This window comes from Streptomyces sp. NPDC001599 (genome assembly GCF_042893535.1).
Taxonomy (GTDB): domain Bacteria; phylum Actinomycetota; class Actinomycetes; order Streptomycetales; family Streptomycetaceae; genus Streptomyces.
In genome coordinates this window covers 309,603-329,549 of the sequence record NZ_JBIAVA010000008.1, presented here as the reverse complement: position 1 = coordinate 329,549, position 19,947 = coordinate 309,603, and the positions used below count along the sequence as shown (strand labels likewise).

21 protein-coding genes and 3 pseudogenes are annotated in these 19,947 nt (G+C 70.8%); 15 read left to right on the top strand and 9 right to left on the bottom strand.

The window, feature by feature from the left end:
• Positions 1-26: 26 nt before the first annotated feature.
• The 6 genes and pseudogenes from ACFYZ3_RS22330 to ACFYZ3_RS22305 form a co-directional block, all read left to right on the top strand.
• Positions 27-155 (top strand): annotated as a pseudogene (locus ACFYZ3_RS22330) (IS5/IS1182 family transposase); the annotation flags it as partial.
• Positions 156-377: 222 nt separating this feature from the next.
• Entirely contained in the window at positions 378-1,028 is a 651-nt protein-coding gene (gene lepB / locus ACFYZ3_RS22325) for a signal peptidase I (RefSeq protein ID WP_388520589.1), read from the top strand.
• A gap of 136 nt (positions 1,029-1,164) precedes the next feature.
• Complete coding sequence (locus ACFYZ3_RS22320; RefSeq protein ID WP_388520423.1) at positions 1,165-1,419, top strand: hypothetical protein; 255 nt, start codon at positions 1,165-1,167, stop codon at positions 1,417-1,419.
• Between the two features lie 250 nt (positions 1,420-1,669).
• Complete coding sequence (locus tag ACFYZ3_RS22315) at positions 1,670-2,128, top strand: MarR family winged helix-turn-helix transcriptional regulator (protein WP_388520421.1); 459 nt, start codon at positions 1,670-1,672, stop codon at positions 2,126-2,128.
• Positions 2,125-3,558 carry an MFS transporter gene (locus ACFYZ3_RS22310; RefSeq protein ID WP_388520418.1) on the top strand — a complete coding sequence of 478 codons (1,434 nt, stop codon included), beginning with the start codon at positions 2,125-2,127 and terminating at the stop codon, positions 3,556-3,558. The genes ACFYZ3_RS22315 and ACFYZ3_RS22310 overlap by 4 nt, the downstream gene beginning before the upstream one ends.
• A gap of 34 nt (positions 3,559-3,592) precedes the next feature.
• Positions 3,593-3,886, top strand: coding sequence for a DUF1330 domain-containing protein (locus ACFYZ3_RS22305; RefSeq protein WP_388520415.1), 294 nt, complete (start codon positions 3,593-3,595; stop codon positions 3,884-3,886).
• Positions 3,887-4,132: 246 nt separating this feature from the next.
• Here ACFYZ3_RS22305 and ACFYZ3_RS22300 read toward each other — a convergent pair whose 3' ends face one another.
• Positions 4,133-4,876, bottom strand: coding sequence for an SDR family oxidoreductase (locus ACFYZ3_RS22300; RefSeq protein ID WP_388520412.1), 744 nt, complete (start codon positions 4,874-4,876; stop codon positions 4,133-4,135).
• 156 nt (positions 4,877-5,032) lie between these two features.
• Between ACFYZ3_RS22300 and ACFYZ3_RS22295 the strand changes: the two genes are divergently transcribed.
• On the top strand, positions 5,033-5,959 hold the full coding sequence (locus ACFYZ3_RS22295) for a LysR family transcriptional regulator (protein ID WP_388520409.1): 927 nt from the start codon (positions 5,033-5,035) through the stop codon (positions 5,957-5,959).
• 203 nt (positions 5,960-6,162) lie between these two features.
• On the opposite strand, the gene ACFYZ3_RS22290 is transcribed toward ACFYZ3_RS22295, so the two are convergent.
• The gene (locus tag ACFYZ3_RS22290; protein WP_388520406.1) at positions 6,163-6,714 is read right to left on the bottom strand and encodes a YciI family protein; all 552 of its coding nucleotides are present in this window, start codon (positions 6,712-6,714) and stop codon (positions 6,163-6,165) included.
• A gap of 491 nt (positions 6,715-7,205) precedes the next feature.
• Between ACFYZ3_RS22290 and ACFYZ3_RS22285 the strand changes: the two are divergent.
• A pseudogene (locus tag ACFYZ3_RS22285) lies at positions 7,206-7,589 on the top strand (phosphotransferase); the annotation flags it as partial.
• Between the two features lie 113 nt (positions 7,590-7,702).
• Here ACFYZ3_RS22285 and ACFYZ3_RS22280 read toward each other — a convergent pair.
• Positions 7,703-8,362 (bottom strand): hypothetical protein, encoded by a 660-nt coding sequence (locus tag ACFYZ3_RS22280; RefSeq protein ID WP_388520403.1) that lies wholly within the window; start codon positions 8,360-8,362, stop codon positions 7,703-7,705.
• Positions 8,363-8,538: 176 nt separating this feature from the next.
• Here ACFYZ3_RS22280 and ACFYZ3_RS22275 point away from each other — a divergent pair, with 176 nt between their 5' ends.
• A complete protein-coding gene (locus ACFYZ3_RS22275; protein WP_388520399.1) occupies positions 8,539-10,020 on the top strand; it encodes a helix-turn-helix domain-containing protein in 1,482 nt (493 codons plus the stop codon).
• 203 nt (positions 10,021-10,223) lie between these two features.
• Here the strand turns inward: ACFYZ3_RS22275 and ACFYZ3_RS22270 are convergent, their stop codons facing one another.
• Entirely contained in the window at positions 10,224-10,706 is a 483-nt protein-coding gene (locus ACFYZ3_RS22270; protein ID WP_388520396.1) for a tetratricopeptide repeat protein, read from the bottom strand.
• Positions 10,707-10,904: 198 nt separating this feature from the next.
• On the opposite strand from ACFYZ3_RS22270, the gene ACFYZ3_RS22265 reads away from it, so the two are divergent.
• Complete coding sequence (locus ACFYZ3_RS22265; RefSeq protein ID WP_388520393.1) at positions 10,905-12,098, top strand: hypothetical protein; 1,194 nt, start codon at positions 10,905-10,907, stop codon at positions 12,096-12,098.
• 141 nt (positions 12,099-12,239) lie between these two features.
• Positions 12,240-13,093: pseudogene (locus tag ACFYZ3_RS22260) on the top strand (IS5 family transposase).
• 6 nt (positions 13,094-13,099) lie between these two features.
• Here the strand turns inward: ACFYZ3_RS22260 and ACFYZ3_RS22255 are convergent.
• Both ACFYZ3_RS22255 and ACFYZ3_RS22250 read right to left on the bottom strand, forming a co-directional pair.
• The gene (locus tag ACFYZ3_RS22255; protein ID WP_388520391.1) at positions 13,100-13,609 is read right to left on the bottom strand and encodes a GNAT family N-acetyltransferase; all 510 of its coding nucleotides are present in this window, start codon (positions 13,607-13,609) and stop codon (positions 13,100-13,102) included.
• Positions 13,610-13,706: 97 nt separating this feature from the next.
• Complete coding sequence (locus ACFYZ3_RS22250) at positions 13,707-14,717, bottom strand: hypothetical protein (RefSeq protein ID WP_388520587.1); 1,011 nt, start codon at positions 14,715-14,717, stop codon at positions 13,707-13,709.
• Positions 14,718-14,873: 156 nt separating this feature from the next.
• On the opposite strand from ACFYZ3_RS22250, the gene ACFYZ3_RS22245 reads away from it, so the two are divergent.
• The 3 genes from ACFYZ3_RS22245 to ACFYZ3_RS22235 all read left to right on the top strand — a co-directional run bounded on the left by ACFYZ3_RS22245 (position 14,874) and on the right by ACFYZ3_RS22235 (position 16,801).
• Positions 14,874-15,530: a TetR/AcrR family transcriptional regulator gene (locus ACFYZ3_RS22245; protein ID WP_388520389.1), complete on the top strand. Its 657-nt coding sequence runs from the start codon at positions 14,874-14,876 to the stop codon at positions 15,528-15,530.
• 226 nt (positions 15,531-15,756) lie between these two features.
• Positions 15,757-16,170, top strand: a complete 414-nt coding sequence (locus ACFYZ3_RS22240) for a hypothetical protein (protein WP_388520386.1) — start codon at positions 15,757-15,759, stop codon at positions 16,168-16,170.
• 190 nt (positions 16,171-16,360) lie between these two features.
• A complete protein-coding gene (locus ACFYZ3_RS22235; protein ID WP_388520383.1) occupies positions 16,361-16,801 on the top strand; it encodes a VOC family protein in 441 nt (146 codons plus the stop codon).
• A 103-nt stretch (positions 16,802-16,904) separates the two neighbouring features.
• Here the strand turns inward: ACFYZ3_RS22235 and ACFYZ3_RS22230 are convergent, their stop codons facing one another.
• The 3 genes from ACFYZ3_RS22230 to ACFYZ3_RS22220 form a co-directional block, all read right to left on the bottom strand.
• Positions 16,905-17,360, bottom strand: a complete 456-nt coding sequence (locus ACFYZ3_RS22230; protein WP_388520380.1) for an SRPBCC family protein — start codon at positions 17,358-17,360, stop codon at positions 16,905-16,907.
• 278 nt (positions 17,361-17,638) lie between these two features.
• Complete coding sequence (locus ACFYZ3_RS22225) at positions 17,639-18,442, bottom strand: SAM-dependent methyltransferase (RefSeq protein ID WP_388520377.1); 804 nt, start codon at positions 18,440-18,442, stop codon at positions 17,639-17,641.
• A 67-nt stretch (positions 18,443-18,509) separates the two neighbouring features.
• Positions 18,510-19,049, bottom strand: coding sequence for a GNAT family N-acetyltransferase (locus ACFYZ3_RS22220; RefSeq protein WP_388520374.1), 540 nt, complete (start codon positions 19,047-19,049; stop codon positions 18,510-18,512).
• 157 nt (positions 19,050-19,206) lie between these two features.
• On the opposite strand from ACFYZ3_RS22220, the gene ACFYZ3_RS22215 reads away from it, so the two are divergent.
• On the top strand, positions 19,207-19,869 hold the full coding sequence (locus ACFYZ3_RS22215) for a maleylpyruvate isomerase family mycothiol-dependent enzyme (protein ID WP_388520371.1): 663 nt from the start codon (positions 19,207-19,209) through the stop codon (positions 19,867-19,869).
• Positions 19,870-19,947 lie beyond the last annotated feature (78 nt).

The following is a 19,947-nucleotide window of genomic DNA, read 5'->3' as shown; positions in this document are numbered from 1 at the left end:
AACGACGCCGGGAACAGCTGGTCTCCGGCACCGGACTCGTCATCCCACACCGCCGCTCGCGCGGCCGGACCGAACTGCCGACGTGGAAAGGGGAACACAACAAGTCCTACAAGCAGGTCCGGGCCCGTGTCGAGCACGTCTTCGCCCGGATGCGCAACCTCACCCTCGCCGGACAGGCAAGCGGATCGCAAGGTGGCCGCCTTATCCGAGGCGGCTTCGAGAGTCGCCAGGCAGTTCCGGATCGCCGACCGGGGCCTCGGCGATCGGAGACCCCGTTGGTCCGCCCCGTGTGGCCGCGGCTGGAGGTGCGTTTCCGTCCGGGACCGCTTAACCTCTGCTGGTCCGCCCGCCCGGGGCGGTTCCAGGGAGGGGCGTTCATGCGGCAGCGGGGAGCGGGCGGGCGGCTGAGAGTCGCGGGCTGGGTCTTGGTCCCGCTCGGGCTGGTCCTGGTGCTGGGAAGCACCGGCTACTTCTTCGCGCGTCACCAAGGGGTCACCGTCCAAGGCGAGTCGATGGAACCCACGTACCGCCAGGGCGAGCACCTGGTCGTCGAGCACATCGGCGCGGACGAGATACGCCGGGGCGATGTCGTACTCATCCGTGTGTCCGGCCGATACAAGGGCGCCCCTGTCCTGCGGCGGGTCATCGGGACGGGCGGTGATCACGTGGAGAGCGACGGGGAACGGGTCACGGTGAACGGGAAGCCGGTCGACGAACCCTACGTACGCGACGAGTTCACCCCCCGAGCCGCACCGTACGATGTGTCGGTGCCGAGCGGCCGGCTGTTCCTGCTGGGTGACAACCGGGGGAACTCGAACGACTCACGCTTCTCCCTCGACGAGCAGTCGGGCAGCGTCGCGGCCTCCGGGGTGCTCGGGCGGGTGCGGGCCGGGTTCGTCGTACCGCCGGTGTTGCTGACCGTGGGCGGGCTCGGGATCCTGCTGGCCGTGGTCGGGGCCGGCTTGGGAATCAGCGGGTACGCGTCCCGGCGACCGCTCGCGGCTGCGCCGCCGTGGCCTGCGGTGTGAGAAGGTCCGCACCGCAACGACACGGGTCTGGCCCGACGGCCGGCTCAACATCCAACGGGCGCCCCTCTCACGTGCACGCCTCAGGCCGCCCAGTCACGACGATCGCGAGCAAGACGACGTCGTCCGCCCGGGCGGCGTGATCAGCCGGGTCGGTGTTCCGCAGTACGAGCAGGCCCCGGTCGGCTTCGGCAGCCTCTTCGGCCGAAACATCCGCCTGGCCGGTGGGCCGGCCCCCACCCGCGCCTACGTCGAGGAGTTGATGCCCGCCATTCTCGAGGGCACCGTCGAACCGGGCCGGGTCTTCGACGCCACCACCGACCTCGGCGGCGTCCCGGCGGGCTACCGGGGCATGGCCGACCGCCAGTCCCTCAAGGTTCTCGTCCACCCCTGACCCGACGCCCCGGGAGGTCGGGCGCGGCCATCACGCTGCATGTGTGACCCACTCGCGGATCGGGTGGACGACATCGGCCTCGCCCAGGACGAGGGACCGGTTGACCGGCACCGGCGTCCGCCGTGGCCACCGCGACCGGCTCGTCCACGTATTGCCCGATGCTGCCCTCGGCCCGCGAGCACAGCCCGTAGGGCCGGCGCCAGTCGAGCATTTACATAAGCTATGAATATAAGACTGCTATGCTTTGGGCATGAGTCGTCAAGACACCGCTCCTGGCGCGTCCGCCGCCATCGGGGCAGCCCTCTACGGCCTGGCCACCAGGGCCGCGAGACGCCTGCCCCGGGACATGAGCCTGACGTCCGCCGCCACCCTGGCCACCCTGGACCGGACCGGTCCGCGGCGCATCACCGATCTGGCCGCGGTCGAGGGCGTCACCCAGCCCGCGATGACCGCCCTGGTCCGGGTGATGGAGGAGTCCGGCCTGGTCGAGCGGCGGGGCGACGCGTCCGACAAGCGGGTCACGCTGGTGTGCCTGACCGAAGCCGGCGCCTCCTATGTCCGGACGCGGCAGCGGGCCGGCGTCCACGCGTTCGAGCGGTTGATCGGTGGGCTCACCGGCGACGAGATCGAGGCGCTGGCGGCGGCCCTTCCGGCGCTGAAGCATCTGGCAGAGCTCGAGAACCAGGACCGCGAAGGGCCGGAGCCGTGACCAGGCAGCCGGTCGGCGGGGCCGCGGTGCAGGGGTTCCCGGTGGCGCGTTCCGAGGCGCGCCTGCTGGTCCCCGCCCTCGTGTTCATCGCTCTGGTCGTGGCGGCGGTCGCCTCCCTCGGGACGCCGCTCATCACCAGCGTGGCGACCTCGTTCCACGTCTCGCTCGGCAGCGCGCAGTGGACGCTGACCGCCTCGCTGCTCAGCGGTGCCGTCGCCACGCCGGTCCTGGGCCGGCTCGGAGCCGGCCCGCACCGGCGGGCCACGATCCTCGTCACGCTGGCGGTCGTCGTCGCCGGCAGCGCGCTCACCGTGCTGCCCCTGCCGTTCGCGTGGCTGCTGGCCGGCAGGGCCGCCCAGGGCGTCGGGCTCGGGCTGACGGCGCTGATGATGGGCGTCGCCCGGGACCACCTCCCCGAGCAGCGCAGCGCGGCCGTGATCGCCCTGATCTCGGTGGTCTCGATCATCGGGGCCGGTGTCGGCTACCCGCTGGCCGCACTGCTCGCCGAGCTCGGCGGGGTACGAGCCGCCTACGGTCTCGGCCTGGTCGTCACTGCCGCCGCTCTTGTGACCGCGTGGCGCTCCATACCCGAAGCTCCCGAAGGCCGCTCCGCGCAGGTGGACGTGGCAGGCGCGGTCGTCCTGGCCGCCGCGCTGATCCTGGTGCTCTTCCTCGCCGGCGAACGGAATCTGTGGAGCCGACACCTCGCCGTGGCGGCGGGCCTCGCCGTCGTCGCGGTGGTGCTGATCTGCGTCTGGGCCGTCATGGAGCTGCGCAGCACGACGCCCCTGGTCGATGTGCGGGCGGTGCGGCACCCGGCGGTCGCCGGGGCGAACTTCGCCATGTTCGTCGGCGGGATCGGCATGTACCTCCTGCTCACGCTCATCACCCGGTACGCGCAGACGCCGCACGGCGCCGGTTACGGCTTCGGACTGACGACCTTCGTCGCCGGGCTGGTCCTCATCCCGTTCTCGGTGCTGGGGTTCGTCGCCGGCAAGCTCACGCCGCGGGTCCGGACGCGGATCGCCGACCCCCTGCTCCTGGCCGGCAGCGCCGTCGTGGTCGGCGGCGGGTTCGCGCTGTTCGCGACGGCCCGGTCGGACCTGGCCGAACTGTTCGCGGCGATGGGCGTACTCGGCTTCGGCGTCGGCGGCTTCTCTGCCGCGATGCCCGGCGTCATCCTGGCCGTCACCCCCAAGAGCGAGACGTCGAGCGCCATGAGCTTCAACTACGTCGTCCGCAGCGTCGGGTACTCCCTGGGCAGCGCCATCGGCGGCCTGGTCCTCGCCGCGGGCACCGGCCCCGGCCACGTCTTCCCCGACGACAGCGCCTACACCACAGCGGCGCTGGTCGGCATCGGCGCCATGGCGATCACGACGCTGGCCGGCCTCGCTCTCGCCCGCCGACGCTCGTCCGAGACCAACCCGTAAGTCCGGATGCGCTCATCCCAACACTGGAGGTTCCATGCCCAAGAGCTACTGGGTCAGCTCCTACCGCACCATTTCAGACCCTGCGAAGCTGGCTGCTTACAACAAGCTGGCCGGTCCGGCCGTCAAGGCCGGGGGCGGTCGGACCCTCGTCCGTGGCGGTCAGGTCGTGGCGCGCGATGCCGGAATCGCCGAGCGCACCGTCCTGGTCGAGTTCGACAGCTTCGAGCAGGCCGTCGCGGCGTACGAGAGCGCGGCCTACCAGGCGGCGCTGGTCGCCCTCTCCGACGGCGTCGAGCGCGACTTCCGCATCGTCGAAGGCATCGACTGACTCATGCTGTCCGGTCGCCGCCGCCTGCTCGGCTCGCCGCCGTTGCGGAAAGAGGGCTGGCTGCGTGTGGCTCCGGCCAGGAGGGGATTGATCGGTACAACACGATCCACGACGAGTTGCTGCGGAGCAGCCGGTGTGCCGGGGGGCGGTGGGTCGTTCGGAACGGTTCCGCCGGGTCCTCGATGCACGAGGGCCCGGCGGATGGAGAAGGGGGAGAGCGTTTCCTCGCTTCCCCGGTGCTGAGTGTCAGAGTTGGGAGCCGCCGCCGTCCACGGCGAGTTCGGCGCCGGTGGTGTAGGTGGCGTCGAATGCGAGGAACACCACCGCCCTGGCGACTTCGATGGGGGTGCCCATGCGCAGCATGGGGTTGTCGGCCGCCATCTGGGTCTTGGTCTGTTCGGCCGCCTCCTGAGGCATCGACTTCTCCAGGATTCCGGAGTCGATCGGGCCGGGGCTGACCGCGTTGACGCGGATCTTGCGCGTGAGCAGCTCCCGGGCCAGGCTGCGGGTCATCGAGCGCACCGCCGCCTTGCCGGCCGCATAGGCGCTGAGCATCGGAAGTCCCAGCACGTTCGCCACGGATGTGGTGAGCACCACGCCGCTGCCTTCCGCCAGTAGCGGAGCGAGCTTCTGCACCGTGAAGTAGGGGCCCTTCGCGTTGGTGGCCAGCAGTTGGTCGTAGAGCGCTTCGCTGGTCGCCTCGAACGGCGCGAAGCCGTTGATGCCGGCGTTGGCGAACAGGGCGTCGACCGTGCCGAACTCGGCCTTCACGCGGTCGGCCAGCGCATCGATGTCGGCCAGCGAGGCGGCATCGCTGCGGACCGCGATCCCCCTGTCGCCGAGCCGGTCGCGGGCGGCGTCCAGAGTGCTCTGGTTCCGCCCGGTGATCAGCACGTGTGCCCCTTCGTCCACGAGCAGCTGCGCGGTGGCCAGTCCAAAACCGCTGCTGCCTCCGGTAATCACCACACGCTTGCCTGCGTACTTGCCCACTTCGAACACACTCCATCTGTTGCAACGGTTGTCGACTGTCATCCGCGCGGTCGGACCTCGCTGGACAACTTCGAGTCAACAACCGCCCAGATTCGGTGTCCAAGACCCGTTCTGCACCCCGTCATGCAGAAACTGCATAACGGGTAGGCTGCCGGTATGTCCGACGAAGTCCCGCCCTCCATCGTGTCCAAGCCCGGCCCTGACCTGGATCTGAGACTGGTGCGGTACTTCGCGGTCGTCGCCGAGCATCTGAATTTCGCGCGGGCGGCCGCCGCGCTCCGCGTTGCCCAGCCCTCCCTGAGCCGCCAGATCCAGCGGCTGGAGGACGCTCTCGGTGTGCGCCTGCTGGAACGCACGACTCAGGGCAGTCGCCTCACCGCTGCCGGCGCGGCCTTCCTCCCGCAGGCGCAGACCCTCCTGCACACGGCTCATCAGGCGGTGCTCAGCGCACGCTCCGCCGCGCCGCCGCGTACGGTCACCATCGGATACGTCGAGGACCTCGTCGTCACCCCCGCGGTGCGGGACCTGCGCCGCCGTCACCCCGACGCCCACGTCCGCACCCTCCACCTGGACTGGGACGAGGCCCGCGCCCTGCCCGAGGGGCGGGTCGACGCGCTCGTCCTGCGCACTCCGCTGCCGATCCCGAGCGACGGTCTGGACGTGACCGTCCTCTACGACGAACCCCGGGCACTCCTCGTGCCCGCCTTTCACCGCCTCGCGCGCAAGAAGTCGGTCACCCCGGACGACTTCACCGACGAGCCCCTCGTGGCCTGCGCCGGTATGGCGGCGCTGTGGACCGGGTTCTGGCGGCTCGACCCGCGTCCGGACGGCAGCCCGGCACCACTCGGTCCCATGCTCGTCGACACCTTCGAGGACAAGCTCGAAGCCGTCGCCGACGGCCGGGCCATCGCCCTCGTGCCGGCCGACGACCGGCGCTGCACACTCCGCGACGACCTCGCCACCATCCCCGTCGAGGGAGTAGAACCCTGCCAGGTGGTGGTCGCCACTCGTCTCGCGGACGCCAACCCGCTCGTCGCCCGCTTCCGTGAATCCGCGCACAGCCTTCTCGTACGCGAAGCCTGATGTTGCCTGGTCCGGAAGGCGAAGCTGTCGCACTGTGGGGTTGCCGGGGGCCTGGACTGCGCGAGGCCGCACACGACTTGCTTGCTGACGCCTCATCAGGTGCCTGAGGACGGCGCCAGGTGTGCCAGTGCCCGGTGACGGCAGTCGTAACCGGGGCTCAGTGCTTTCGTCTCTACGAACGAGGATGGTGAGCGGTCCGCCCGCTAGGACGGGCGCCCGCCGAACTGCCAGTTTTGCACCTCGATGTCGGCGTACCGGTCCGGGGTCAGGATGGCGCGTGCCGTGTCCGGGTCAGGTGCTCGGACCAGCGCCGCGGTGCCCACCCAGGTGGCGCCGTCGTCGGAAAGCAGCGGTCCGTAGGCGATCAGCTCGTTCCGGACCGGCGGCACTTCGAGGTCGGCGGCCTGTCCTGCGCCCAGTCCGATCACCAGATACCGGTTCCCGCCGGTCCGGCCGCCGGGGAACTCCCACATGGTGCGCCCCAACGTGTTGCGCCACCGTCGTAGCAGCACGTCCCGGTAGGCGCCGGCCTGGTAGTTCGGCTCGTCGAAGGCGAATGTGCGGGCAGCGGCGGGATCGGGCAGGTCGAGGATGTGCACGCTTCCGGTGAGGGTCTCGCCGTCGTCGGCGAGAGTCGGCCCCCGGGCGATCATCTCCTTCGCGTACTGGTCCATGTAGGACCAATGCGCTTCTGCCAGTTCGTAGCGCAGGGACAGGGAGGCGGGCCGGTCTCGGTGGTAGCAGAGGAACTCCATGCCTAAAGATCCCTCCTAGGAGGTGACCAGGTCGAGCGGATTTCATGGCGACTGCTGCCCGGTGGCCTCTTCCAGCAGGACCCATGGGACCGGCCGAACGCCCGGGGAACGGACCCCGGCCAACGCATCGGGCCGGGGATGGGGTCGGCGGATGCGCCAGTTCACACGGGCGGGACACATGCAGTGGGTGTCATCGTCTACAGCTGGGCCGAGTCCGAGAACTTCTGGCCCGCCTCGGAACCCGTCGACACGGCCCACCCATTCGCTCCCGCCTCCGGGCTGGTCCCCTTCCTGACCGCCCAGCGGAGACGGGACGGTCTCGGAGTCCGGGTTCCAGGAGTACTTCTCGCTGACGACAGCCGGCACCGCTACCCGGCGGATGTGGCAGTCGTCGAGGACATTGCCGGCGGCACCCTGGAAGCGCTCCTGGAGACCGACCCCGCACACGCCTCACATGCCTTGAGCGAGCTGGCCGCAATGCTCAACGTGATGCACCAGCAGCGCAGTCAGCGCTGGAGCTGGCCGCACGAGTGGCTCCGCGCACACAGCACGGACTGGTCCACGGCGAACTCTGCCCCGACCACGTCCTGGTCGATGCCACCGGGCGCCCCGCCCTCATCGACATCGAGGGCCTGATGTACTTCGACGTCGAGTGGGAGCACGTGTTCCTGCGACTTCGTCTCGGCGACCAGTACCGAGCGTTGTCCCGCCCCGGACTCGACCCGGCACGACTTGCCCTCTACATGCTCGCGATGCGCCTCTCACTGGTGGCCGGCCCCCTCCGCCTACTCGACGGCGACTTCCCGCACCGCACGGCCATGCACGAAATCGCCGAGCACAACGCGAAGGAAGCACTGGCTCTGCTGAACCGGTAGAACTGCCGGTGTCCGCATGCGCATCGCACGCCCCGGCAACCGACCGATTCGGGGCCGTCCTCCCGACCCCCGTGGCGGGAGGACGGCCCCGGCTCTTTCCGGTGGCCGCCCGGTCAGTACAGCTTGTCGACGGCCGTGCGTGTGGTCTTCTTGAAGGCGGCCACAGGCGCATCCCGGAAGTCGCCCATCTGTCCCCACTTCACGACGGTGACGGTCCTGCCGTCGCGCCCGACCGACAGCAGAGCGATGTCGGTGGCGCCCCAGGACGTCTCGGTGTGCAGGCCCCGGACGCGGGCTCCCTCCTCGACCGGCAGTGTGCCGTAGTTGCGGCCCTCTGCCTCGACGTCGGGCGAGGACTCCTCGATGCGGTCGGCGCAGGTGCGGATCAGGTCGTCGTAGTGCTGCGCCAGCGCCTTGGCCTGGGCGGACGTGTCCGCGACGACGGTCAACTGCACGGCGCCGGCGTCCAGGTCGGTCCAGAACCGGCGGTGCCGGTAGTCGTAGCCGGGAACGCCCTCCGTACTCAGGCACAGGCCGAGTTCGTCCGGGAAACCGTCGGTGACCGGACCGGCGGTCCAGGACGACGTCGGGTGCGGCGGCAGCTGGGACGCCGACAGGAACGTGGGCGCGGCGGCCGACGTGGGCGCGGCGGCCGACGTGGGCGCGGCTTCCTTCGGAGTGGCGCCGGCAGCCGGTGCCGTCAGGACCGCGCCGGCCGCGAGCGCGGCGACGGTGAGTGCTCGGAGCGCGCTCGCCTGGAGGTGCAGGGACATGGGTGTTCCCCCGTGGATGGAAGCGTGGACGTGGGTGCCGCGGGGAGGCCTGCTGATCGGCCCGGGGCCTGGTCGGTGCGGCAACAAGAGCATCGGCGGACACAGGGGGCGGGCGCAACAGCCGACGGCCCGTCATACACGGTGGAACCATCCCAGCCCGTCTGACGTGCAGGTACATGGGATGCCTGGGATGCCGTCCCGGGCTGGACAGGGGCCGTACTAGGACGGGGAGACCTGTGCCGACACAGCACGACTGCGACAGCACCGACGGGGTCGCCGAGTTCGCGGCGCTGCTGAGGGAGCTCAAAGACCACACGGACCGCAGCTACGGCTCGCTGGCCCGCCGCCTGGGCATGAACACCTCGACGCTGCACCGCTACTGCGCCGGTGACACGGTGCCGCTCGACTTCGCCCCCGTGGAGCGCTTCGCCGCCCTGTGCGGGGCGACCCCGGGCCAACGTCTCGAACTCCACCGCCGCTGGCTCCTGGCCGTGGCAGCCCGCCACCGGCCGCGCACCGCGGGAGCGGGGCAGGGCGCGGCCGACGCCGCCGAGTCGGAAACCGTGGACGACACGGCCCACGGGCCCGACACATCGGGGAACGCCTTCACCGAATCGGACACGGAGCCGGAGGCCGACGGCGCTCCGGCCGCCCCACCCGAAGCCCCCAGCGCCCCGCGCCCCGAAACGGACCCCTCACCCCCTCCCCCGCGCCGCCCCTGGTACCGCCGTAGACCGCTCGTGGCGGGGACGGCCTGCGTCTGTGCCGTACTCGCGACGCTAGGAGCCCTGTCCGCGCTACCGGACAGGCAACGGGCGTCCGCCGACGGTCCCGCGCACGTGTCCGACCCGACGGCGTCCGGCACGGCCAGGGCCGGAGCGTCCGAGCGTCCGGACGCCTCACGCAGCCCGAGCGGCGGCACCACCGCCTCCGAGACCTCCGAGCAGTCGAAGGGCCCCGCCGCCCCGAAGCAGCGGCAGCCAGGCACCTCCCGTCCGCACGGAACGACGACCGCCCCGCCCCACAGCGAACAGCCCGCCGGGCTTCCGCTCACCTGGTCCGTCAACTCTCAGGCCTGGAAACTCGGCTGCGGCCACGACTACGTCATCGCCAAACCACCGAGCCAGGTCCCCCCTCCCCCCGCCCCGCAGGACGCGGCGCCCTGGGCGGCGACGCAGAACGCGGTGCACGGCAAGGAGACACTCGTGCAGCTGTCGGTGCAGGGGCGCAGCGACACCGCCGTCGTACTTGAGGCTCTGCGCGTGCGTGTGACCGGCCGTGCGGCTCCGGTCGAGGGCAACGCCTACGCCATGGACCAGGGCTGCGGCGGCTCGATCACTCCCCGGTCCTTCGCCGTGGACCTGGACAAGGACCGTCCCATCGCCCGCGCGGTGGCCGGGAACGACTCCGGGACGCCGATCCCGGCCGTGCGCATGCCCTACCGCGTCTCGGCGAAGGACCCCGAGGTCCTGCTGGTGACGGCCTCGGCCAGTTCGTGCGACTGCCGCTGGTACCTGGAGCTGGACTGGTCCTCGCAGGGCCGCACGGGCACCGTGCGCATCGACGACGACGGCCGCCCGTTCCGCACCACCGCCATCGAGGGCCTGCCGCGGTACATGTACGACACCCTGGGTCGCCGGTGGGGGGCTTACAGCTAGAGGACACGGCAAGTCGAAGGAGGCGGGACGAAGGGTCGGAGTGGCCGGCATGCGGAGCGGCGTTGCGACGGTGCCCGGGGTCCGGTACGGCCCGGGGTCCCGGTACGGCCAAGTACCGCCGTGGTTTTTGTGGCGCGGTGACTCCCGCGACCGTGGTGAGGGGGGTCGGGGCTCGCCGGCACCTGGGTGCGGCGCCGCGGTCGTCACTCGGTGCCCTGGCTGCCGCCGTCCGCTTCCTCCCGCCAGCGGACGGCGGCGCGCCGGGACTGGACGGTGTAGACGAAGTCGGCTCCGTGCACCCGCTCCATGTCGAGCGCCAGCCGTTCGAACGCGTCGGCGGCACCGGCCGCGTCCCCGGCCCTGCCGCGCAGGTTGGCCAGGTTGTGCCGGGTGGTGAGGACCTGAGGGTGGTCCGGGCCCAGCGCCCGCACCCGCTCGGCGAGCAGCTGCTCGGAGATTTCCAGGGCGCCGGCCAGGTCCCCGGTCTCGCTCAGGTAGTGGGCCTGGTGCCGGAGCGCCACCGTATCGGGATGCTCTTCGCGCAGCGTCCGGTCCCGCTTGTCCAGCTCCTTCTCCGCCCGCGCGAAAGGGTCGCTCAGCGCTCTCCTCACCCGCACCGCGCCAAGCGCGGCCCCCACCGCCGCGACCGCACCCGTGATCACCCATCCCCACGACACGTCAGGCACGCCTCCTCAGCTCCACGCCGTCCGGCCGGCGCCCCCTCGCACGGTCTCGGCCGCGGCGGACCCGCCACCTCCATGGACGCCCCGACGGCCCACGTCAGTTGCGCCGGACCTGCCGCGGCGGCCGGAACGCGGCGGCCGCGGCACAGGTCAAGCTTTCGAAGAGGGGGCGTTGTCGGTGGGTCCTGGCAGGGTGCCTGCATGACCAACAGCGAGAGTGCCCGCATGACGCGGATCCTCAGCGGGTTGCCGGCAGTGGCTCAAGAACTGCTGCGGGAGACGGACTGGGCTTCTCACCGGCATGCCTACGGCTCCGGCGAGGACATACCGGTCTCCCTGTGCTCCCTCGTGGACGAGGATGCCGAGGTGCGGTCCGAGGCGTTGGCCGCGTTGGACATGGGCGTGCTGCATCAGGGCTCTCTGTACACGGTCACCGCGCCCGCGGCGCTGTTCGTCGCCGCGATCCTCGACCATCCGCTGTGTCGCGCCGAGCACGAGGGACACTTCCCGTGGGACGACGGGCCGCCGCGCAGCTTGCAGGCCGCCCTGCTCGACTGGCTGGGCCGAGTGGCCGAGTCGGCCGCCTACGGGGAGGACCCGGCGCGGGACCGAGCCAACTGGGAGTGGCAGCCCTGGCACGAGGGCAGGCGAGACGAGCGCGGCCCCGACGAGCTCGCCGCGCTGCAAGCGTGCCGGGACGTCCGTCCCGCCCTGTACGACGCCGTCGAGCCGTTCCTCTCCTCCTCCGACCCCCACATCTGTGAGTCCGCGCTCGGCGTCGCGGTGCCGCTCCTTTCAGCCCCGGCCCTCGCCGACCGGATACCGCGCGCCGCCGCGCTGCTGCGGGCCCGGCTGGGCACCCTGACGGGCCGACGGGAACGAGCCGCCGTGGCGCGGGCGCTGAGTCTTTGGGGAACGGACACCTCCGACCTGCTCGCCGACTCCGACCCGGCCGTACGGGTCTGCGCCGCGCTCGGTCCCGTCCGAGTCGGCCGGCCCCGCGCCCTCGCCGTGCTCCTCGACGCGCTACGGGACCCCCGCACGACAGACGGATGGTTCCCCGAGCCGCTGCGCGGGGTCGACGGATGGTTCCGGTTCACCGTGCTGCGTTCCGCGCTCGACCTGGCCGCATCGTTCGAGGAGGTGGCACCGGTGGCGATCGCGATGGTGGCCGCAGGCCAGAGATGCATCGTCGACAACGAACGCGGGCCGATCCTGTTCAGAGCCTTTCCCGGTGGCTACGACCCGACCCACTCGCTCACCTCCGCCCAACGCGCCCTGCTGCGGGCGTTCGTGGACACCGACGAGGCGACGGGCGGCATCGGCGGCAATTGGTTGTGGTTCCGCGCGGCAGGGCTGCCGGAGAACCGGGAGGGCATCGCTGCGCTGCTGTGACGCGGCCGGGGCCCGCCACCGCCTCCCCCCGGCCCGGAGTTGCGGTGGGTCTGGACCGCGCCCGACGGGAGCAGCGGCTTCCAGCCTGGACTGCCCTTCGCTGAGGACGGCACTTACTGGCTCTAACAAAAGCTGCTGATCATGAGACTCTCGGCCTCTCTGCCCGTATGTCTGGGCATGGGAAACCGTCAGTCGCGGCCGTGGATCGTGTCGGATGAACTGTGGTCGCTGGTCGAGCCGTTGCTGCCGAAGCGGGGTCCGAAGAAGGCCGAGGGCAGACCACGGGTGCCGGACCGGCAGGCCCTGTGCGGGATCCTGTTCGTCCTGCACACCGGCATCCAATGGGAGTACCTGCCGCAGGAACTCGGCTTCGGCTCGGGCATGACCTGCTGGCGACGCCTGGCGGCCTGGAACGAGGCCGGCGTCTGGGACCAGCTCCACCAGCTCCTGCTGAACGAGTTGCGGTCGAAGAACCAGCTGGACTGGGAACGGGCGGTGATCGACTCCTCCCACGTACGGGCCGCACGCAGGGGCCCAAAAGCGGGCCCAGCCCGGTCGACCGCGCACGGCCGGGCAGCAAGCACCACCTCATCGTCGACGGACAGGGCATCCCGCTCGCGGTGTCGCTGACCGGCGGTAATCGCAATGACGTCACCCAACTCGAGCCGCTGCTCGACAAGATTCCCGCCGTCGCGGGCCGGGTCGGCAGACCCCGCCGACGCCCCGACGCGCTGCTGGCCGACCGCGGCTACGACCACGACAAGTACCGCCGCCTGCTCTGGCAGCGAGGGATCCGTCCCGTGATCGCCAGACGGGGCGAGCCACACGGCACCGGCCTGGGCATCTTTCGCTACGTCGTCGAGCGAACGATCGCCTGGCTCCACGGCTTCCGCCGCCTACGCATCCGCTGGGAACGACGCGACGACATCCACGAAGCCTTCCTCGGCCTCGCCGTCTGCCTAATCACCCACCGCCACGTTCGACGCCTTTGTTAGGACCTTTTAGAGACTCTTTCGCATGAGGACGCACATCGTCTCGTGGCGACGGATCGACCCGTCGGGTCCTTCCTCGTCCCAAGCGTCCGGTTCGCGGCCGTACGCGACGTAGCCCAGGCGCTCGTACAGGGCGCGGGCCCGGGGGTTGTCCTCCTCCACAGCGAGTTCGGCCCTGCGGAGCCCGCGGTAACGGATTCGTTCTTCGGCCGCGCGGACGAGCAACGTTCCCAGGCCGCAGGACTGCAGCGCCGGCAGCACGGCGAGCTGCCACAGGGTTCCGGCTTCGTCGGAGACCTGATAGTCGATGCCGCCGATCGCCACCGGCAGGTCCACAGGGGTGCAGACGGCCAGGTAGTCCACCTCGCCCGCCGCAGCGCGCGTCAGCTCTCGCTCAACGTGGCGAAGGTGGGTGGCCGAACCGGACCATGTGCACGACGGCACGTCCCGAGGCAGCAAGTCGCGCACGGTGACACGCGTGGTGACGGTGGCGTAGGGAGACTCGTCTGCAGTGGTCACACCCGAAGCATGCGACTGCGGAGGTGGTGTGACAACGGATTTCTTGCGGCTGGTGCCGTGCGCTGTCGCTCCTCGTGAACATCGTTCGCGGAGCCGGTCACCGCCGATACCGCTGCGCGACGGCCGTGAAGGCGGCCTTGGGTTCCCATTCCATGTCGGGGTAGGTCTGTCCCCGGCGTCCTTCGAGGAGTTTGACGATGCCCAGGCCTGCCCGGTCCAGGTCGTCCCTGGGGTCGCCGTCCGGGCGGTGCGGGTAGCCGGGCAGGGCGAACAGGAACACGAACGCGCTGTCCACGCCCTCGGTCTCGAAGATCTCCAGCAGTTCGCTCAGATATGCGGCCTGGCCGGCCTCGTCACGCTCGTACACGCCGGTCAGCCGTAGCGGGGCCCTGGTCGCCGGGTCGTGCTCGACCACTTCCAGCACCCGTCCGCCGCGGTCTCCCGCGCCGCGGTAGGCCGCGGTGCCGAACCCGGTGATGGCGAGCGGCTTCGGATCCTGGGCGAGCGTGCGCACCGCGTCCCGGAACCGGTCGGCGACCTCCGCGGAGCGGATCAGTTCGTACGTCACCAGGTCGAAGGGGGTCCAGTCGATCTGCTCGAACTGGATGGCAGCGTAGGTGAGTTTTCCCTGGAAGCGCTCGCGGACCGTGGCCGCGGCCTCGCGGAGGAACGCGTTGACGCGCGCGCCGAGCTCGCCCATCGCTTCGGCTCGCCGCTCGGGATGGCGCAACAGCTGCTCGACCCGCTCCTCGGGGCTGTCCCCCGGCAGGAACCCGCGGTTCATCACGCTCAGCTCGACCCCTGCGACGAACACGACGGTGGCCCCCTGCTGCCGTAGCCGTTCCGCTCGCTCGGCGCAGTCGCGGAAGAGCGTGAGGATCGGCTCGGGACGCAGTTCCAGCGGGTAGGGCGAGAACCAGACCTCAAGGCCCAGTTCGGCGGCGGCACCGGCGGCCAGCTCCAGGCGGTCCGGGTCGCCGCCGATGATCTGGACCGCGTTGCAGTGCAGGTCGTCGCGGATGATGGCGAGCTCGCGCCGGACCACCGCGGGGTCGAAGTGCCCGCGGGATGTCTGACCGTGCACGACGAATCCGGTGTCGTAGGTCATTCCTCTTGCTCGCATGGCGCCGCAGTCCTCTCTGACTCTGTCCGTCTCGGCTGGTCGAGACTGACAGGGAAAGTGCGTGCACGCAAGTTTACGTGCGGGCAAATTTACGCACGCGCAAGTTTGCGGGCGCGCAGTCACGCGTGGAAAGCTGACCCCGTGACGACACCACCGCCCGGACTGCGGGAGCGGAAGAAGCAGGCCACGCGCGAGGCGCTGCGCGAAGCGGCTCTGCGCCTGGCCGTGGAGCGCGGACCGGACCGGGTGCGGGTCGAGGACATCGCCGAAGCGGCCGGGGTCTCGCCGCGCACCTACAACAACTACTTCGCCAGCCGCGAGCAGGCCATCGTCTCCGCCGTGACCGCGGACCGGGAGGCGCGCATCGCCGCGGCGGTCGCGGCCCGGCCCGAAGGAGTACGCCTGGCCGACGCCGTCACCGAAGCAGTGGTCGAGCAGTACACGAACACCGGCGCGCGTGAACACCAGGCGCTGCTGCTGATCACCACCAGGACCGCGCTGCGCGACGCGTTCCTCGACACCACTTCCGGCATCGAACTCCCGCTCACAGCGGTGATCGCCGAACGCCTGGAAAACGCCGAAGCCCACACAGCCCGCGTCCTCGCGGCGAGCGTGACCGCGGCGGTACGCATCGCGCTGGAAGGCTGGCTGCGGCCTGCGGGCACCGCGGAGACGGCCGGGAGCTTCGCCACCGGAGGCCTCGTCGTGCCCGCCGGTTCCCTGCCCGACCGGCTCCGCACGGCGCTGGCCCCGCTCGCGCCCGCGTTCGACGCCGCAGAGCGACGCGCGCAGCCGTGACACCGATGCGGCTCGAGCGCTTCTTCGCGCAAGCCGAGTGCTGTGGTCTGCGCCCACAGGTTCGAGGCGGGGGTCAAGAAGCTGCCGCGGAGTCAGGGGGCGACGGCCGTCCCGGCGATGGTCCGCGACCTGGACGGAATCGGGAGCGTGCGGCTCCGGATATTCCGACGATAACGCCCGCGGCTAGCTTCACGGTGACCCTGTCGTGTTCGGTGAAAGGCATCCCGTGAAGAAGCTCGCCTCTGCCCTGCTGTCCGCAGTTCTCCTCGGCAGCGTGTCCCTCGCCGCCGCACCCGCCGCCTCGGCGGCCACCGCGCCGGGCGCCACCGCGTCGGCGGCACCGGGCTGCGTCACCGAGACCAAGGAGGTGAGCAAGGGCTACGGAACGATCACCGTGTGCGTCAACGAGGACGGCTCCGCCCGGGCCTACGGCGACCTCCACTGCACCGCGTTCGGCGCCGTCCTCGTGATGTGGGACGTCGGCTGGAAGACGGCCTCCGGTGTCAAGATCACGAACGTCGCGACGGCCGGCTGGGGCGACGACGACGTCGAGTTCGACGTCGACCCCTCGGCCGGCACGGACGGGATCAAGGGGATCACCGGAGTGGACGAGATCTACCTGTCCACGATCTACATGTGACCCCGGCCCGCACCACGCCGCGAACCTCTGCCGGGCCACGGGCCCGCACAGGCCCGATCGTCCTGGCCTGTGTCCTATTGTCGCGGCCCGGGGACAAGTGACGCCGTCACGATGTCGAGATCGTGCCGTCGGCTCCGTCCCAGGGACATCGGTGGCCGGCACCGGCCGCTTGAGGCAGAAGGAGACCGGCATGGGGATTCAGCGGATGGACAACGTCGGCATCGTCGTCGAGGACCTGGATGCGGCCGTCGCGTTCTTCGTGGAACTAGGTATGGAGCTGGAGGGCAGGGCGGAGATCGAGGGCCCGTTCGCCGACCAGTGCACCGGACTCGACGGGGTCCGGTGCGACATCGCGATGGTCCGGACGCCGGACGGTCACAGCCGACTCGAGCTGGCGAAGTACCTCAGCCCCGCGGTGATCAGCACCGGGCCGCGCAACCGGCCGCACAACATTCTCGGCACTCACCGTGTCATGTTCGCCGTCGACGACCTCGAGGACACCATCGCCCGCCTGCGCCCGCACGGCGCCGAACTCGTCGGCGAGATCGCCCGGTTCGGCGACAGCTACCTGCTGTGCTATCTCCGCGGACCTGACGGCATCATCGTCGGACTGGCCGAACAGCTGGACTGAAGGAGGGACTGGAGCGTTCGCGCTCCACCGCGCCGCAACGGACGGCGCCGCGTGATGCGGACCAGCTGACCGGGTTCCTCACCGCTGCGCCGTCCCTCTGCCCTCAGCCCCGCTGAAGCGTGCGGTCGTGCTCCCGGACCGCGATCCGGGCCAGTTTGGTGAGCATCATGCCGTTGCGGACCTCGACCAGGTAGTCCACGGGCAGTCCGTGCATCCGGATGCCTGGTCCCCTCAAGGCGTGCCAGTCGAGCACGAAGAGCGTGGCATCACCCCAGGGCACCAGCTTCATGGCGATGCGGGCCGCGCCGAACGGTTCGGCCTTCGCCTCCAGTTCCAGGCGGCGCTCGGGTTCGCAGATGCGGACGACGCAGGTGTCGTCAAGGACCAGCGGACCGGCACCGACCCGGACGCGCAACCGGGCGCCCACCTGGGGCCAGTGCGGGTCCGCGGCGAGGACCTGCTGGGTTCCGGTCACCCACTCCCCGTAGCGGTGTCCGTCGGACAGCAGGCTCCAGACCTCGGACGGGGTACTCAGGATCAGACGACGGTTGCGGGCCAAGCTGAACACGCTCCCTCGGGACGACGGGGCGACGGGGCGGGGGCACAAGGTGATCCGCAGTCTGCGGCGTGCCCGTCGACACTAGCCCGGTGCTTCGGCGGCCCGGGAGAACGCGCCGACGCACGGGGCCGTCCGAGTGAGGCACGCCGCGGACGGCAGCCTCGTACGGGGCGTCCTCGGGGTTTCCTCTGCCCCTGCCCGTCCCCTGCCCCGGGCGCCGGGAGGTCGTCGCGTACCGCTGCCGGGGAGGTGTACCGGCCGGCGGCATGGTGGGGGCGTCAGTTCTTGACCGCGACCCCGCAGACGGACACGTCGGCCGTGGGCTCTTCGGGCCGGCCTGCGTCCGGGCGCCAGGAAGCCGTGGCGACGACCCCGGGGTCCACCAGGTCCAGTCCGGTGAAGAAGGCGGCGATCTCCTGCGGGGAGCGCAGGTGGTAGGTGTTGGCCGACTGCCCGTTGTAGACCTCGACCGCCCTGTTCAGCGCCTCGTTGTTGTCGGTGCCGTCGCTCAGGGCCAGATAACTCCCCCGGGGCAGCGCCGCCATCAGCGTGTCCAGCAGCTCGGCGGGACGCTCGGCGTCGGAGATCTGGCCCATGATCCCGAGGGTGGTCAGTGCGACGGGGCGGCTGAAATCCAGGGTTCTGGCGGCTTCGGCCAGGATCCGCTCCGGGTCCCTGACATCGGCGTCGACGTAGTCGCAGGCACCCTCCGGCGTGCTGGTGAGCAGCGCCTGGGCATGCGTGAGGACGAGGGGGTCGTTGTCCACGTACACGATGCGGCTCTCGGGCGCGATGCGCTGGGCCAGTTCGTGCGTGTTGTCCGCGGTGGGCAGTCCGGTGCCGATGTCGAGGAACTGGCGGACACCGACCTCGCCGGCCAGGAAGCGTACCGCGCGTGCCAGGAACCGCCGTTGCAGGCGGGCGACGGCGGCGAACTCCGGAAACGTCGTCAGGATGACGTCGCCGGCCTCGCTGTCGACGGGGTAGTTGTCCTTGCCTCCCAGCAGGTAGTTCCAGACCCGGGCGGAGTGCGGCCGATCGGTCTGCAGTCGCGCCCTGACTTCTTCACGCGGATCAGTCATAGGCAAAGCTTCACACAAGGCTGCACGGCCGCGAGTGAAGTACGGAACTTCCCCGGCGGCGCCCGGCTCAGACGGACGGCGTGAGCGGGGGCCGCAGGCCCAGCCACTGCTCGGCGTCCCAGGCCCGGAACCGCTCCACCTCGGTGAAACCCAGCTTCGCCGCCAGGCGCATCGAGCCGGTGTTGGCGGTCTGCGTGGTGAGCACCACCGGCTCGCCCGGAAGGACGCGGTCGAGCCAGTCGAGAGCCGCCGCGCACCCCTCGGCGGCGTACCCGAGTCCCCACGCCCGCGGCAGGAACAGGTATCCGAGATCGACCTTCCCCACCGCAACGGGGCAGTGGTGCTCCCGTGTGCGCCTGAGCAGGATCTGGCCGATCATCTCGCCGTCGAGGTCGACGACGAAGCTCCCGGGCCACCGCTCGGGTGTCCCGGGCAGCTCGCGCTCCAGTTCCGTCCGGGGGCGGGGACCGCCGAGGTACGTATGCACCTCGGGCGACGCCAGCAGCTCGACGAACGCCGCACGGTCCCCGGCCCCGGGCTCCCGGAGCACGAGTCTGGCGGTTGTGATCGGTACGGGCGGCCACGCGACGGGTCCCAGGTCTGACATGCACGCAGGCTAACAAGCCAGGCGGACACCGGACATCGCCCACGGGCGATGATTCTGCTCCGGAGCGGGAGTCTCCTTCGGGAACGCCCCTGCCGGGCGCGCACTCGTCGCGCCCGGGAGCACACGGACGACAACCCTTGACAGGAGTCCAGGACACATGACTGATCCGGCACTGACGGCAGACCCCCATCGCGAGACCGGGGTCTGGCCCTCGATCCGCGCCGAGCGGGCGGCGCTGGCGGCCGCTCTCGCAGATCTGACGGACGAGCAGTGGGCCATGCCCTCGCTCTGCGCCGGTTTGTCGGTGCGTGAGGTGCTGGCGCACCTGACGGCGGGCGCGAGCCTCAACACCGTGCGCTGGCTGGCGGGTGTGATCCGGTGTCGGTTCGACTTCGACAAGCAGGTGGCCATGCGGCTGGCCGAGCAGCTCGGCGCGACCCCGGGCGAGACCCTTGAACGATTCCGGCGCGTCGTCCCGAGCACGACCAAGCCTCCCCTGCCGGCCATCGCCATGCTGGGCGAGACCATCGTGCACGGAGAAGACATCCGGCGTCCGCTGGGCATCCGCCGCGACCACCCGATCGATGTCGTCACGGAGGTGGCCGAGTACTACCAGGGCTCCGACCTCGTCGTCGTTGCCAAGGGACGCATCGGTGGCCTCGGACTCGTGGCGGACGACGGCCCGTTCGCGACCGGTTCCGGACCTCTCGTGTCCGGCCGCACCCTCGCCCTGGTGATGGCCATGACCGGGCGCGCGGCCTACTGCGACGATCTCGAAGGCGACGGTGTGGAACTCCTCCGGAGCCGTATGAGTCTCTGACCTCTACGAGTTGTCAACCCCGACGATGGTCAGGGTCCGGGGTGGTCGTTCGGCCCGGGCGTCCGGACGGGCGCGCTT